Source organism: Maricaulis sp. W15, from assembly GCF_001924955.1.
Taxonomy (GTDB): Bacteria; Pseudomonadota; Alphaproteobacteria; order Caulobacterales; family Maricaulaceae; genus Maricaulis; species Maricaulis maris.
The window spans coordinates 239,052-254,121 of record NZ_LQXG01000012.1 but is presented as its reverse complement, the minus strand read 5'-3'; the positions used below and the strand labels follow the sequence as shown (position 1 = coordinate 254,121).

Here is a 15,070-nt window from a genome sequence, read left to right as displayed (position 1 = left end):
CTTACAGAGTCCGGTCAGCGACATGCGCCAGTATGGGCAGCCCATCAAACGGATCATTGGCCGCCACCGGATGCGCAGCGGTGACGGGTGCCTGCTCCTGTGCCGGCGCAGCGGCTGGCGTGACCGGACGTGAACGCGGCAGCCCCGCAGCCCGGACATAGGTCAGCCAATAGCCGCGCAACAGGCCAAGGAAGAGCGCGAGCCCGGCGGCCAGCACGAAGGCGCCGATCAGGCCGAGTTTTTTCATCGAGCTCCCCTCCATCGGCGGCGAGGCGCGGTCAATCAGACGGACAGCGTCGGCCGCACCAAGGCTGGGCGCACGTCGCGCCGATGCCGTCGCTTCCAAAGCCGCGACCGCTCCGGCAGCTTCTTCGGCAGCGGTGATGTTCTGGGCAAGGCGAGTATAGTCGGGTTCCAGTTGGCGCAGCCGGTTGACCAAATTGCGATTATCCCGTGCCTGAGTTTCCAGGGCCGTCACCAGCGAGGCCTGCGCTTGGGCATTGGCCTCACGGGTCGCCAATTCCGACTCAAGTGTCTGCCGGACCGGATTGGCGCCGGTCCGGCGCTGGCCCTCGCCCTCGGTTGCGCCTGACTGGATAAAGCTCTCGATCGCCGCGATCTCGCGGTCGACGGCCTGCACCGCCGGCGCCGTCGGCTGATAGCGCGCCAGCAGGCTGGCCCGTTCGGCGCGGCGATCCAGCAGGACGCCCGAGACACCATTCTCGACATAGAGTTCGATGCTTTCGGGGATCTGGAACAGGCGTTCGCGCAAGGCCGACGCACCGGCCAGGGCGGAATCACGCTCGGCCCGAGCCTGACTGATCCGCTCCGACAGATTGCCCACCAGGTTTTCGGCGGTCAGGCGTTCGGCCTCGAAATTCGCCAAGTCATGCGTGCGCAGGAAAGCGTCGAGTTCGCCGCGCGCTTGCGACACGGCCGCATCGGCCTGCTCGCGCCGCACTTCCAGGCCACTGACGCCGGTCTCGAACAGGACCTGTTCACGATAGGCAAGATAGGCATCAACAATGGTGTTGAGGATCAGTGCGGAACGCTCGGCCGAGGGCGATTTGAATGTGGCGTTGATGGCCGAGGAATTGGGCTCACGCGACAACTCAAAACCGCCGCGCAACTCGCGCAGCGCCACTCCATCAGCATTGAGACCGGCTTGCTCGCCAAGCACGACATCTGCGCCCAACGTGTCCAGCGCCAGACGGCGCACGGCCTCGGAACTCAGCAATTCGCTTTCCGACTGCATGACCTGGTCGAGCATGAAGGCATCACCGACCCCGGCCGCCGTCGGCGTCGGATTCGAATCGAGCAGGACAAGCAGACGGGTCTCGGCGGTATAGGTCGGCTTCAGCAACATCAGCGACGCCGCCGCGCCAACCGCGAAAACAAGCGCGAAAATCAAGGCGATAAAGCCTTTTTGTGACCAAGCCAGAGCGATCACATCGAACAGGTCCAACTCCCCCCTCGGGGCGTGAACCGGTCCGCTGGCCGCCGGGTGAGCGGGGCCCATATCCTGATATGCGCGCGTCATCGCCCAATAAGACCCCGCACGCGCTTAAAAATTTGTTATCCATGCCGCGTTGAGAATGGCCGCCAACAGCCGACCGGAAAGATATTTCATGAGCGCGATCCGACATGGCCTCTGCGCCGCCGCCCTCCTCCTGGCCCCGCTGGCCCTGAGCGCCTGCGCCGGCACGCCGTCCGGCCCGCCCGCTGCGGCCAATTGGGGCGAACCGCGCTTTGCCGCCTGGCAGGATACCGATCCCGCCTATCGCTTCTTTCCCGGCGACACGATCGACGTCACCGTCCACTCGGCGCCCGAATTGTCACGCAGCGCCCTGATCGGCCCCGACGGTCGCGTCTCGCTGCCGCTTCTGGGCAATGTCATGGTCGCCGCCAAGACCGATTACGAGATCGCCAACACGCTGGCCGACGCCTATGCCCGCGACATCCTGGTCTCGCCCATCATCGAGGTCCGCCGCGCCGCGCTGGGTCCGCAGAACATCATTGTCGGCGGCGAAGTCAACGCGCCCGGCCTGGTCGAATTGACCGGTCCGGTCGGCGCATTGGAGGCGGTCATGATGGCCGGCGGCTTCCAGAACACGGCCGCCCGCGGCGATGTCGTCGTCCTGCGTCGCCAGCCCGGCGGCGGGTTAATGATGCGCACCGTCAATCTTCACGACGCGCTGCGTGGCCGCTCCGGCGCCGACGCCATCCAGATTCGCCGCCACGACATCATCTTCGTGCCGCGCTCGACCGTGGCAGAGGTCGGCGTCTTCTTCGAGCAATACGTCTCCGGCATCCTGCCGCTGGACCAGGCGTTTTCCTACGCCATCGCCGACGCGATCACCAATGACTGAGCCGTCATTTTCCTGACCCAAACACCAAGACCGCCACGGCGAGCTCGCCTGGCGTGTTGGGCAGAGAGGGAGTGCGGGATACCGGCCGGAGCCGATAAAGCGCTGATTTACAACGGTAGCTTCGACAAGCATCCCGCACGCGGAGGTTTCCCGGGTTGCCTTGCGGCCCCGTATCGAAACCGGCGGGGATCAAAACGGTCATCGTTATGCCGCCTGCCCTGCCGATGGCCGCACCGGGTCTGATGGTGGTCAGCCCCAGCAAACCGGATGCGCTCCGCCATCCCCACACCCCCGGATAACCGGTCCGAGCCTCGAGTGGCGCGGGAATGGGAGGATTATGCGATGGGGCGGACGGGGGGCGGATAAGTTTTCCCGAATTTTTCCTGCAAGGCGCTTTCCCTCTCCCTAGGGAGAGGGTCAGGGTGAGGGGTAAACCTCGGTGAGAGCAGCGCGGAGACAGCACCAAAAACACACAAACGCCCGCCATCCTCACGGATCAGCGGGCGTGTTGGTACTGAAGCCGGCAGATGCCCCCATCCGCCGGCTATCATCATGTCAGTCGGTTTCGCCTAGTGGCGCGTCGACAACCATTCACGGGCGGCGCGCTGGGCGCTGGCCACTTCGAAGGTCGACATTTGATCGGAGATTTCGGCGCGATAGTATTTCGCCGGTTCCGAGCCCATCAGGGCTGCCAGGTTGAACCATTTGTGCGCTTCGACATAGTCGATCTCGCCACCCTGGCCGGTTGAATACAAGATACCAAGCTTGCACAGATCCTCACCCGTCGGGTCAGCAAATGCCGCTTGATGCGCTTGGGCCGTTTCTACGTCCGTGAACGCCATGGGTCTTCCCTTACTCTACACTGGCGGGCCCTGTCGTTTTGACCTGTAACCCGCAACCACCATCCAGTCCGAATGCCTTCGAACACGGATGATCCTGAGCAAAGAGGCTTGCATTAAGGTTAAGGTCTGACAGAAAAATACGCCTTAAGTATTTAAATGCGTTAGATTTTCCTGCCGAGTAGTAAACGCGACATCCACGCATCGGTAAGACTTGTGCGACTGGCACGGCGCAGCCGGTCCGGCGTCGTGATGCGGATCAGCGTGAGCAGCAAGACGAAGGCAGCCGAACCGAGCGCAAGGATCAGACCCTGACGAACCCCCGGCGCCGCAGCTGGTCGCGGCCCTGCCGCGACCAGCGCCTGATAAGCGGTCGCGCCGAGCCATTCCATCACCGCCAGGCTGGCCGGGCCGGCCAGCGCCGACAAGCGCTGCAGCTCCGCCAGCGTATCGGGCGTGTCGACATAAACCATCAGGCGAATGGCCTCAAAGCTCGACGTGGCCGACCGCACGGCGTCGATCTGCTGTAACAACGTGGCCAGCTCGACCGCGCCGGGTGCGGTGCGGGCGTCGTGCAAACTCTCGATCTGCGGCCGCACCCGCGACGGCGCGGCAAAGCTGACATCCGGGCGCACGCCAGCTTCGACCAGGCGCGCCCTCACGGTTTCGGCGGGCAGCAGGTCCGCAAGCGCCCCGGCCAACCAAGCCTCGAAACCGGGATCGAGACGGCCGGCCCGACGCGCGGCGATCAGGATTTCCGCGCCCGACACCATCGCCCGGCTGCGACCGGGCAATTCGACCATGCCCGCTTCGATCGCCGCCAGCGACAGGGCAAGCGAATCCGCGGCCGCGGGCGGGATAATGGGGCTGTCGCACCCGTCTGGTCGGAGTGATGGCCCCGATCCGGACCCGGCACAAAGCTGGATCACGAGGTCACGCACACCGCCATAAAGACGGGTATCGCCCGCCTCCCCGGTGACCAGGCCCGGCACGGAGCGCAGCTCGAACTGGCCGCGATGATCGCCACGGAAAAATCCGTCGGCACTGGTATTGGCAACCGCCCAGGCGAAGCCGCGTGTCACGGCCCGCTGGCGGATCGCCTCAGGTGCGAAGATCAAGGCCGGCGGGTCGAGGTCCAGGGCTTCGCCACGCGCCAGTTGAGATTGCCATGCGGCCTCAAGACGGGTCCGCCGCTGCCACGCCGGACCGGCACGCAATTCAGCGTCAAGCGCCCGCGGCCCGGCGGCGCCGGCCAGGCTTTCCAGTGCCAACCGCTCGCGGCCGATCAGATCCGGACCCAACGCCGCCCAACTGCGGAAACGGTCGATATCAGCGCGTCGCCGCTCATCGCCGCGCAGGGCATCCTCGAGCCGGCCCTGCCAGATCCGGCGCGCATCCGCGCCTTCCGGGACGGCCGCGGCGACCAGCACCGACAGGCGTTCTGCCTCACCCGGCTGCGGCTCAACATGGGCCGCCAGACCACCGGTCTGGCCCAACCACTGGACCGAGAACCACAAGGCCAGCGCCAGCGATGTGATCAGCCAGAGCGGTTGCAGCCCCTTGAACAGGGTCCGCCAGAGCAGCCAGCCGATCAGACCCGGAAGGCCCGCTTCCCAAGGCGACTGGGTCTCGGCCCGCCAGCGATCCACGCGCTCGCGGCGCACCGCCTCGCCGCGGGTCAAGCCCGCCCGCTGCCAAGCATCGGCGCCCGGCGTCCGCATCTCTCCAGCATCGACGGTCTCCGTCATGATGCCCCCCTGTTCCCATGCCCAGTTATGCCGCCCTGCCGTGACCGTGCAAGGGCTTGCACCTGAGGCGCGAGGAGGCCGGTGCAGGACGGTACTGGATGAAAGGGAGATTGCCTGTCGCTTTTGCGCGTCCTATTTCCAACAGGTCGCCTTCAGGAGCCGATAATGCCGTCTGACACCCTCTCCCGCTTCCCGCCCGTCTCGATGCGCCTGGCGCAGACCGACAAGGTCCGCTTCGCCGCCGAGCTGGGCCGCAGTTTCCGGGAATACGGTTTTGCGGCGATCTCCGATCACGGCCTCGACACCGATCTGATCAAGGCAGCCTACGACAAGGCTGCAGACTTCTTTGCCCTGCCCGAAGCGACCAAGATGAAATATCTCGTCGAGGGCGGCGGTGGTGCGCGCGGCTACACGCCTTTCGGCAAGGAGATCGCCAAGGATGCCAAACATGTCGATCTGAAGGAATTCTGGCATGTCGGTCGCGACCTGCCGGCTGGCCACAAATATGAAGCCGACATGGCGCCCAATCTGGTGCCGGTGGAAATCGACGGCTGGCGCGAGACCGTGCACGCCCTCTATGACGCCTTCGACCAACTCGGTGTGCAGGTATTGCGGGCCATTGCGCTGGATCTGGGCCTTGAAGAGACCTTCTTCGACGACACGGTGAAGGACGGCAATTCGGTGATGCGCCTGTTGCATTACCCGCCGGTGACCGGCGATCCGGGCGGCTCGATCCGGGCTGAGGCGCATGGCGACATCAACACCATCACCCTGCTGCTGGGCGCCGAGGAGCCGGGCCTGCAGGTCAAGGCTCGCACCGGAGAGTGGATCGACATGAACCCGCCGCCCGGCTGCCTGGTCGTCAATATGGGCGACATGCTGGCCCGCTCGACCAATGACATCCTGCCCTCGACCCAGCACCGGGTGATCAATCCGGCCGGCGCCCGCACTGGTTTCTCACGCTACTCCCTGCCGTTTTTCCTGCACTATCGTCCCGACTACATGATCGAGACGCTGCCGGGCTGTGCCGGGCCGGACAATCCGGACAAATATCCGCAAGCAATGCGGGCCAATGATTATCTCAACCAGCGCCTTCGCGAGATCGGGTTGTTGAAGTAGCGCTGTTGCACTTGCTATTCAGCAGGCGGCGCTTCGAGTGGTGGACCGATCAATTCAGCCTCGATGCTCACCGTGACCCTGTCCGCCACACCGAATGACGAGCCTTCTGCCGGAATTCCATAGGCAAGGCCGAAATCGGATCGGTTGAACTCGGCCGTGGCGGAAAACCCGATCCGGGCCTGCGGATCATAAACTGCCATGCCGGCATAGCCGCCATTATAGGTCACCTGCAGCGTGATCGTCCGCTCGAAGCCCATCATCGAAAGCGTACCGGTCACGTCCGCGCTGTCCGGCCCGGTCAGTTCCACGCTGTGCGACACGAAGCCGATCGCGGGGAAACTCTCGACATCAAGCCATTGCGGGCCGGTCAGGACGGCATCGAAATCGACATCCTCGCCGGGATAGTGCGTTTCCAGGGATGCCGGGTCGATCGAGGCGGTCACCGACATGGTTTCCGGCGCCTGCGGATTGAAGTCCAACTGGATGTCGAACCGGGTGAAGCGAATGGGATAGCCCGAAAATCCCATGTGATCGACACGGACAATCACGCTGCCATGCGCCGGATCAAGCGTGTATTCGCCAGCCGGCGGCGGCATCATGCGTGGCGCCTGGATGTCCTGGGCCTCGCCCGTCGCCGACAGGGCGGCGGTGAGCGCAGCGGCGACCAGCGGAATTCGAACGATCATCCTTTTTCCCCTATGAGACGCCGCTTCCAGATAACGTTCCACAGACAGGGTGAGCGCCCGGGTCATGACGTGGTCTCCGCCTCGAAATGCAAAGCGAGGTTTTCGATCAGCGCGCCCCAGCCCTCACGATAGCCTGCGAAGATCTCCGAGTTCGTTTCGCCGACGATCTGCAACGTCAGGCGCAGGCGGGTGCCGCCATTGTCGGCACACATCTCGACCGTGACCAGCGCCGAGGCCAGATGCGTGCCGGCCTTGGAGACGGTTTCGGACATGATGATGCGATGATCCGGCACGATATCCTGATAGTGGACGATGGCCTGGTAGGCATCGCTTTCATCATCCGCCCAGCAACGGCTGACGTCCCTGCCGCCAACCCGGAAATCCGCCCTGTCATAGACGAGGTGAAGATGGGCCGCCGGCTTTTGCCAGAGCGCACGCCCCTCGACATCCTCCCAAGCCGCAAAGACCCGCGACACCGATACCTCATATTCACGCTCGAGCGAGAAACTTTCATGCGCCATCCAGCCGGTCATTGGGCACCTGCCTTCATTGTCGCGACATGCGCGGCCAGCTGATCGATCACGGTGCCCCAGCCATCGTGGAAGCCCATGGCCTCATGGCGCTTGCGGGACGCGGCGTCCGGGTGCAGCACCGTGGCACTATAATGCGTTCCCGTACCGTCAGGCTTGAACTCGATACCGGCGGTCATATGCAAGCCGCTGTCTCCGGCATCGGGGGCAGGTCGGAAGCCGGGCCGCAAGGCGCTGGTCCAGGCGATCCAGGCCCTCGGTTCGATCGCGAGAAAAATGCCTGCATTATCGTGCCGGTCGCCTTCAGGCGACTGCATGACCGTGCGGAAAATGCCGCCGGGACGCAGATCCATTTCAACCTCCGGGGTCGACCAGGGCTGCGGACACCACCACTGTTTCAGCCGCTCGGGATCGGTCCAGGCGGACCAGACGAGTTCGACCGGCGCATCGATGCGGCGCTCGATGGTCAGATCGGTTTCGGGGTTGAATTCGGCCCAGTCACGGTTGCGGGTCATCGGGGATTTCCTTTGCGGTCATGTCCTTGAGATAAGCGTCGAGGCGGTCCAGCCGCCCTTCCCACAGCGCCCTTTGTTCCGCGAGCCAGTCCTGCGCCTGACCCAGGCGGGCGGCGTCCAGGCGGCAGGTGCGGACCCGTCCGGTCTTGTGGGATTTCAATAGCCCGCCCTGCTCAAGCACCTTGATGTGCTGCATCAGTGAGGGCAGCGCCATGTCAAAGGGTTCGGCGAGTTCGGACACGCTGGCCGCCCCCTGCACGAGCCGGGCGATGATGGCTCGGCGCGTCGGATCAGCGAGCGCGTGGAAGGTCTGGTCGAGCGGGTCTTGAAAGTTAGGCATGCGCCTAGGTATTAGGCGCCCGGCCTGCGGTCAAGCAAAAACTTAGAAATATACCTAACCAATTTTCCGCCCGCCCCGGCACAGAAAAAGGGGTGCAGCCCCATGTCTGCACCCCCAAAGTCTGATAGCGCCCTCCGGTGATCGGGCTGTGCCCCGCCACCGTTCGGCAACGCCAATATCTTCAGGTTGTATTACCAAACCGCTAAGCGCTTCCCGAGCTGAACGCTTTGTAATGCAACAAGAATGCATGGCCGCCATACACGCTCCGGTGGGTGGCAGCCGGCAGTATCACCAATTTCGATGGCTGCCAGAAAATCAATCGATTGTACCAACGCGTGGTCCCGGCGCATCCTGCTGATGTGGAAGATGGCGGGTTGCGATCGACATCGAGCGCACCGGCCCTGCCACCAGCCAACTGGATGGCCGCGCGGCGCAAGCCTCGCGGCCACTTTTTTGGCGTGCCTACTCGGACGTGGTGGTCGCCGGCTTGGGCTTTTTCATTCCGGCCGGCATGTCGCGGACATGGATGTCGATCTGCGGATAAGGGAATTCGACCTCATTCTCGTGGAAGGCCTCCCAGATTGCCAAATAGACATCACTGCGGACATTGGAGAGGCCGTTCTCCGGGTCTGATATCCAGAAACGCAGGTCGAAATTGACCGAGCTGTCGCCGTATTCCATCAGATTGCAGACCGGCTCCTTATCGGACACGACCCGCTTGACCGTCATCGCCGCCTCGATCGCGATCCTCTGCACCCGGGCCAGGTCGCGCGTGTCGTAGGAGACACCAAACGGCGCATGCTGGCGCACCACGCGGTCGGACTTCGACCAGTTGATGACGCCATTGGCGATGAAATGCTCGTTCGGAATGAGGTGCTCGGTGCCGTCACGGGTGCGCAGCGAGACATAGCGCGACTCCATCCCGGTCACCCAGCCGAACTGGCCATCAACCTCCAGCGCGTCGCCGGGCTTGATGGACTTGTCGGCCAGCAGGGTGAAACCGGCGGCAAAATTGGCGACGGTCTTCTGCAGACCCAGACCGACGCCGATACCGACGGCGCCCGAGAAGATCGCCAGCGTGGCGAGGTTGAAACCCGTCAGCTGCAGCGCGATCAACAGCGCCACGACCGGCAGGGCAAAGCCAAGCACCTTGGCAATCAGCGCCCGCAGGGCCGGCGAGATTTCCTCCGCCCTTTGCAGCTGGGCATTGACCGTGCGACCGGCCAGCGACGCGAGCCAAAACAGCACACCGAAATAGATCAGGGTGCGCAGAATATCGAACAGGGAGAGATCAACAGGCTGACCGTCCTCGGTCTCACCCAGGGGAATGGCCAATGCCTGCAACTGCATCACCACATCGTCGAGCAGGCCGAACACGTCCAGCGCCGCCACCGGCCAGGCGACATAGAAGGCGACCTTGGACCAGAAGCGCGACCGGATGATCAGGGTCACCGCCCGGATCACCAGCCAGGCCGTCATCAGGCTCATGGCGGCGTCGATGAGACCGAAAGGCCGGTCGAGCGCGCCGAGCACGATGCGGATGATCGCCAGTACCGAAACCAGGGCCAGTGGCGTCGCCAGTGAGATCGCGGCCGTCACCAGCCGCCGGGCCAAACCGGTCCGGATGCGGCTATGGGTAAGCTCTTCCACCACATGGCGCAGGCGCGGACCAAAAATGAGCGCTGGAATGAAGGCCGCAAGGACCAGCCCCATCTGAAGGGCAACATCAAGATTGAGCAGGCTGGCGATAAACCAGTCCCAAAGCTCACGCACCCGCCCTTCCAGCACTTCCATCGGCAAAAGTTCGCCCAGCGCGCTGTCATCCTGCGGTGTGGTCATCTGGTGCTCTCTCCCTTGATTTCAGAGAGATAGCATTATTGCGGGGATGCGGGCGAGTCTCTTGCGCCAGCTCGCTCCCGTCACCACGCGGCGCGCGCTACAGCAAAGCCCGATGGCGGTCACGACGGTTTGGAGCGCCAACAATTTCTGGCCTGTTTCATGTTCCCACCATCCTTGCCGACCAGGCGCAGCAAGGACAACGCAAAAAATGGGGGCGCCGGAGCGCCCCCAGTTGCACGCCCTCACGGGCCGCGCCACCAGAAAGATGTTTGTTGTTGCGCCGCGGATCAGCGGAAATAGCCCAGGATCGTCGCCGGTGCGGAATTGGCGATCGAGAGCGCCTGGACACCGAGTTGTTGCTTGACCTGGAGGGATTGGAGATTGGCGCTTTCCTTGGCCAGATCGGCATCGACGAGATTGCCGATCCCCTTTTCCAGCGCATCGGAGAGCTTGCCGACGAAAGCCTTGTGAACGCCGAGCGATTTCGAGCCGGTGCCGAGACGGGCGAGCGAGGCGTTGAGATTGTCCAGCGAGGCCTCGATCGTCGCCACCAGCGTGCCGGCATCACCGGCCGATGCAAAGGAGGCGGTCGCCGACAGGGTGACCACCGCGCCGCCCAGCGACAGGTCCTCGGCGCCGATGGTCAGGGTCGAGGAGCCATCGGCATTGGCCAGGGCTGAAATCTGCGTCATCGAGCCATTGATAAGATTGGTGCCATTGAACTCGGCCGTCTCGACAATCTTGCCGATCTGGTCGCGCAGCGCCTTGAAGTCCTCGTTAAGGGCATCGCGCGACGCTTGGTCAAGCGAGTTGTCGGAGCCGGCCAGCGCCTTCTCCTTCATCTCGACGAGCAAGTCAGAGATGGCTTCGCCGCCGGCCAGGGCGACATCGACGGTCGAGGCTGACAGGTCGAGGGACTGCGCCACGGCGCTATAGCCACGCACATCGGCGCGCATCGACTGGGCAATGGCGTAAACGCCGCCATTATCCTTGGCCGAGCCGACGGCCAGTCCGGTATTGATCCGGGCCTGGACGGTTTCCAGGTCGCGATTGGTCTGATTGAGACTTTGCAGGGCCACCATGGCACCCGCATTGGTGTTGATCGTCGCCATTTCTTGGCTCCCCACGCTTCTGCACATCCACCACCGGATCCGGCCTGGCCAACCTGTTTTCGGTCGGTCTCGATCGCCGTTCGGTACGATAAAGCTACTGCTGACTCATAAAATATTCGCTAACGGCGCGTCCGCATTGCCCTTGCTGGCAAGGGGATTTCGGAATTCCCCGCACGTATTCAACGCGTTGAATAGGCGTATTCAGACCGGGTTCCAGTCGATTTTCTCTCCGATACGGACCACCTGCCGCGCGGATCCGACCTGTCTATCGTCCCCCGCCGCACCACGCCCTGGAAGGAAAAATCCTAATGTAAGTAACTATTCACTTGCATCTCCCAAAACCCTTCGCTATACAGCATATAAATGATCATTCACTTACAGCCCTGAGAGGGATGAGACATGACCGGGATGCTGCGAGACGGCCTGTTTGATGGCTCCAATCCGAATGTCGGTGTGACGGCGAAGGCCGGCACCACCAAGGCGCGCATCGAACGCGCTGCGCTGCAGCTCTTTGCCAGCCACGGCATGGACGGGGTTTCGATCAAGCAGATCGCCGAGGCCTGCACGATTTCCGATGGCGCCATGTATCGCCATTTCAAATCCAAGGACGCGCTGGCCCGCCTGATGTTCGAGGCGATCCACAAGAAGCTGTTGGACATGGTGGCCAGCCATCTGGCGCCGGATGCCTCGCTGGAGGACATTTCGCGCGCCCTGGTCACCGCCTATTGCAATCTGGCCGACGAAGACCCGGCGCAATTCACCTACCACCTCACCCATCGCAACTATTTCATCGCCGCCTCCGGTGATGGCGGCGCCGACCCGTCGGATCTGATGACCGATTGCATCGCCCAGGCGATGGAGCGCGGCGAAATCCCCAAGGGCGATCCGGAATTGCGCTCGGCGATGGCGCTGGGCGTGGTGATGCAGGCCGCCGAGTACAGTCTCTATGGCCGGATCGACCGCCCGCTCTCCCAGCATATCGACCAGTTCACCCGCGGCATCATGGCCGTGCTGCGCTCGTAAGCGCCCTCACCCCTTATCCAGAGAAAGACAGGACACACGTCATGCGCTCTTTCATCTTCAATATCGCCTACTGGTCCCTCTCCGGCGTCTACGCCATCGTCTGCGCCATCCTGGCGCTGATCCCGGGCCGCACCGTGCTGATGCACGGGCTGCGCTCCTATGCCCGCGCCACGCTGATCCTGATGCGCGTGGTCTGCGGCATCAAAATCGAGGTGCGAGGCACCCCGCCCAAGGACCAGCCGGTCGTGATCGGCGCCAAGCACCAGTCCTGGGGCGATGGCATTGTGATGATGGCCAAGTGCGGCGATGTGAATTTCGTCTGCGGTGACCACATGTTGAAATTCCCGCTGATCGGCTGGGTGCTCAAGCGCTGCGGCGCCATCATCCTGTCCAACCAGGGCGGACCGGCGGCGCGCGAAAGCCTGATGGCCGGCATTGTCCGCTCGCAGGGCGAAGGTCGCCCGCGCCCTGTCTTGATCTATCCGGAAGGCCACCTGACCGAGGTTGGCAGCGGGATGCGTTTTCGCTCCGGCGTCTGGCACATGGCCCGCGCCCTCGATCGCCCGATCATTCCGGTTGCGACCAATCTGGGCCAGTGCTGGCCGCAACAGGCCTGGACCAAATACAAGGGCACGGCCGTGATCGAGTTTCTCGACCCGATCCGGCCCGGCGAGGACCGCGATGCCGACCTGGCGACGCTGCAGGACCGTGTCGAGACCCGTTCGCGCGCGCTTGAAGCCGAATTTGCCACGTCCGGCAAAGCATCGCACGGTGAAACCCGCCCAATGACAGGCACGGCCCGGATCTGCGCGTAAGCCGCAGACCGGCGCCATGATCCGGGGAGGATCTGATGCGTTCGCTTGTCTTCAACCTCTTGTTCTGGCCGGTGCTGGTCGTGTTTGCCCTGATCGCCTGGCCGGTCGCCTTCACGCCCTGGACGCGTGGCCTCAAGGCGATCATGCGGACCGCCTGCCGCACCGTGCGCGCCCTGATGAAATGGGTGCTCGGCGCGCCGGTCGAGGTGCGCGGTCCGGTGCCGACGGGACGTCCGGTCATCATCGCCGCCAAACACCAGTCCTGGGCCGATGGTTTTTTGATGATGGCCGTCATGGGCGACATCAATTTCGTGATCGGCAATGAGATCAGCAAATTCCCGCTGATCGGCCGCATCGTGCGGGCGTCCGGCGCGACCATGGTCAATTCGCCCGGCCTGACCGGCGCCCAGGGCGCGCTGGCAGACGCCATCAAGCGCGCCGCCGACGATCCGCGGCCGCTGCTGATCTATCCGGAGGGCCGCCTGCCGGAAGTCGGCGAGAGCTATCGCTACCGCAAGGGTGTGCACCTGATATACGAAACACTGGGCCGCCATGTCGTACCGGTCGCCACCAATACCGGCCTGCGCTGGCCGCAGAACCGCTGGCGAAAACATCCCGGCCCGGCGGTCATCGAATTCCTCGACGACATCCCGCCCGGCCTGCCGCGCGATGATTTCCTGCCCCGCCTCAAAATGACGATTGAAACCCGCACCCGCGCCCTCGAAGCCGAGGGTCAGGCCGACAAGGAGGCCCGCTCATGAGTGCCAAGATCGCCGCCCAGCTGGTCAGCCAGCGCCGTTTCCTGCCGCTTCTGCTCGCCCAGTCGCTCGGCGCCTTCAACGATAATTTCTTCCGTTATTCCCTGGTCACCCTGGTGACCTTTGGCGGGCTGACCCTGTTCGATCTCGAACGCGACGTGATGGTGCCGATCGCCGCCTCGCTCTTCACCCTGCCGATCTTCCTGTTCTCGGCCATCGCCGGGCGCATGGCCGACAAGTTCGACCGTACCCGCATCATGCGTTTTGCCAAATTCGCCGAGATCTGGCTGATGCTGATCGTCGCGCTCGCCTTCTTTCTGGAACAGCCGCTTTTGCTGATGGTCGCGCTCTTCCTGATGGGGACGCAGTCCGCCTTCTTCACCCCGGCCAAGAATTCCGCCCTGCCGACCCTGCTGACGCCGGGCGAGCTGGTGCCAGCCAATGCCATGCTGTCCGGCCTCCTCAATGTCTCGGTCCTGGTCGGGATCGGCTTGGGCACCTGGCTGGTCATGCGACCCTTCGGGCCGGAACTGGTCGGGCTGGGCCTGGTCGGCATGGCGGTGCTGGGCTGGTTGGCAATCCGCCGACTGCCCAAAGCCGCCGCCTCGCAACCGGACATGCCGCTGAGCCTCAATTTCATCGGCGAGACATTTCGCGTCCTGTCCTATGCCTTCAAGGCGCCGGAGGTGCTGCGGCCACTCCTCGGCGCCGCCTGGTTCTGGATGCTGGCGGCCTCGATCATCACCCTGATGCCGGTCTTCACCGCCGCCATCCTCGGCGCCGATGAAAGCGTGGTCCTGTTGTTCAGCGCCCTGTTCACCATCGGCGCGGCGCTGGGAGCGCTGTTGTGCGGCGCCCTGTCCGGCGAAGGTGACGCCCTGCCCTTTTCCGTCATCGGCGCCATCGGACTGGTTGTCTTCACGGTCGATGTCGCGGCGATCACCTGGTCCAACCCGATCGTGCCGGAAGGCGCCGCCCTGATCGCGGCCAATGCCTTCCTGGCCGACAAGAGTAATTGGCGCATCCTGGCGGATCTCGGTCTGGCGGCAATCTCGGCCGGCCTGTTCGTGGTGCCGTTGCAAGCGATGGCGCAGCGGCGGGCACCGGCGGAGCTGCGTGGCCGATTGCTGGCCGCAGGCGGCATCATGAATGCCGCCACGGCGACGCTGGGCCAGTTCACCCTGGCCGGGATCGTGCTGCTGCAACTGCCGATCCAGATGGCTTTCCTGATGATTGCCTTCATCTCGGCACTGGCGGTGATCTTCATCTTCTGGCGCCTCAATCTGCGCCGCGGCGCGAAGGTGTGAGCGCTGTTGCCTGAGGCCTGATCGCATCGGCCAGCCGGGAATGCGCCTCCCGGCTGGCCGAAACGATAGC

Annotated in this window: 15 protein-coding genes; 6 read left to right on the top strand and 9 right to left on the bottom strand. The window is 63.8% G+C overall.

Annotated elements, in window-relative coordinates; genetic code table 11:
• Position 1: 1 nt before the first annotated feature.
• Complete coding sequence (locus AWH62_RS06640) at positions 2–1,540, bottom strand: Wzz/FepE/Etk N-terminal domain-containing protein (protein ID WP_083635053.1); 1,539 nt, start codon at positions 1,538–1,540, stop codon at positions 2–4.
• 88 nt (positions 1,541–1,628) lie between these two features.
• Between AWH62_RS06640 and AWH62_RS06635 the strand changes: the two genes are divergently transcribed.
• The gene (locus tag AWH62_RS06635; RefSeq protein ID WP_075189923.1) at positions 1,629–2,369 is read left to right on the top strand and encodes a polysaccharide biosynthesis/export family protein; all 741 of its coding nucleotides are present in this window, start codon (positions 1,629–1,631) and stop codon (positions 2,367–2,369) included.
• A 569-nt stretch (positions 2,370–2,938) separates the two neighbouring features.
• Here the strand turns inward: AWH62_RS06635 and AWH62_RS06630 are convergent.
• Both AWH62_RS06630 and AWH62_RS06625 read right to left on the bottom strand, forming a co-directional pair.
• Positions 2,939–3,211: a sel1 repeat family protein gene (locus AWH62_RS06630; protein ID WP_075189695.1), complete on the bottom strand. Its 273-nt coding sequence runs from the start codon at positions 3,209–3,211 to the stop codon at positions 2,939–2,941.
• A 161-nt stretch (positions 3,212–3,372) separates the two neighbouring features.
• Positions 3,373–4,956: a hypothetical protein gene (locus tag AWH62_RS06625; protein WP_075189694.1), complete on the bottom strand. Its 1,584-nt coding sequence runs from the start codon at positions 4,954–4,956 to the stop codon at positions 3,373–3,375.
• Positions 4,957–5,121: 165 nt separating this feature from the next.
• Here AWH62_RS06625 and AWH62_RS06620 point away from each other — a divergent pair, with 165 nt between their 5' ends.
• Positions 5,122–6,075, top strand: a complete 954-nt coding sequence (locus AWH62_RS06620; protein ID WP_075189693.1) for an isopenicillin N synthase family oxygenase — start codon at positions 5,122–5,124, stop codon at positions 6,073–6,075.
• Positions 6,076–6,089: 14 nt separating this feature from the next.
• Here the strand turns inward: AWH62_RS06620 and AWH62_RS06615 are convergent, their stop codons facing one another.
• The 6 genes from AWH62_RS06615 to AWH62_RS06590 form a co-directional block, all read right to left on the bottom strand.
• A complete protein-coding gene (locus tag AWH62_RS06615; RefSeq protein ID WP_075189692.1) occupies positions 6,090–6,761 on the bottom strand; it encodes a YceI family protein in 672 nt (223 codons plus the stop codon).
• A 62-nt stretch (positions 6,762–6,823) separates the two neighbouring features.
• Positions 6,824–7,294 carry an SRPBCC domain-containing protein gene (locus AWH62_RS06610; RefSeq protein WP_075189691.1) on the bottom strand — a complete coding sequence of 157 codons (471 nt, stop codon included), beginning with the start codon at positions 7,292–7,294 and terminating at the stop codon, positions 6,824–6,826.
• On the bottom strand, positions 7,291–7,806 hold the full coding sequence (locus AWH62_RS06605) for an SRPBCC family protein (protein ID WP_075189690.1): 516 nt from the start codon (positions 7,804–7,806) through the stop codon (positions 7,291–7,293). The genes AWH62_RS06610 and AWH62_RS06605 overlap by 4 nt, the downstream gene beginning before the upstream one ends.
• Positions 7,790–8,146 (bottom strand): helix-turn-helix transcriptional regulator, encoded by a 357-nt coding sequence (locus tag AWH62_RS06600; RefSeq protein ID WP_075189689.1) that lies wholly within the window; start codon positions 8,144–8,146, stop codon positions 7,790–7,792. Before AWH62_RS06600 ends, AWH62_RS06605 begins: the two co-directional genes overlap by 17 nt.
• A 462-nt stretch (positions 8,147–8,608) precedes the next feature.
• Positions 8,609–9,985 (bottom strand): mechanosensitive ion channel family protein, encoded by a 1,377-nt coding sequence (locus AWH62_RS06595; RefSeq protein WP_075189688.1) that lies wholly within the window; start codon positions 9,983–9,985, stop codon positions 8,609–8,611.
• A gap of 287 nt (positions 9,986–10,272) precedes the next feature.
• Complete coding sequence (locus AWH62_RS06590) at positions 10,273–11,097, bottom strand: flagellin (RefSeq protein ID WP_075189687.1); 825 nt, start codon at positions 11,095–11,097, stop codon at positions 10,273–10,275.
• Positions 11,098–11,496: 399 nt separating this feature from the next.
• Between AWH62_RS06590 and AWH62_RS06585 the strand changes: the two genes are divergently transcribed.
• From AWH62_RS06585 to AWH62_RS06570, 4 genes are read left to right on the top strand one after another with little or no spacing between them, the layout of a single operon-like run.
• Positions 11,497–12,120, top strand: coding sequence for a TetR/AcrR family transcriptional regulator (locus AWH62_RS06585; protein WP_083635051.1), 624 nt, complete (start codon positions 11,497–11,499; stop codon positions 12,118–12,120).
• 41 nt (positions 12,121–12,161) lie between these two features.
• Positions 12,162–12,935 (top strand): 1-acyl-sn-glycerol-3-phosphate acyltransferase, encoded by a 774-nt coding sequence (locus AWH62_RS06580; protein WP_075189686.1) that lies wholly within the window; start codon positions 12,162–12,164, stop codon positions 12,933–12,935.
• 35 nt (positions 12,936–12,970) lie between these two features.
• Positions 12,971–13,696 (top strand): 1-acyl-sn-glycerol-3-phosphate acyltransferase, encoded by a 726-nt coding sequence (locus AWH62_RS06575; RefSeq protein ID WP_075189685.1) that lies wholly within the window; start codon positions 12,971–12,973, stop codon positions 13,694–13,696.
• Positions 13,693–15,000 carry an MFS transporter gene (locus AWH62_RS06570; protein ID WP_075189684.1) on the top strand — a complete coding sequence of 436 codons (1,308 nt, stop codon included), beginning with the start codon at positions 13,693–13,695 and terminating at the stop codon, positions 14,998–15,000. The genes AWH62_RS06575 and AWH62_RS06570 overlap by 4 nt, the downstream gene beginning before the upstream one ends.
• The last annotated feature ends 70 nt before the right edge of the window (positions 15,001–15,070 follow it).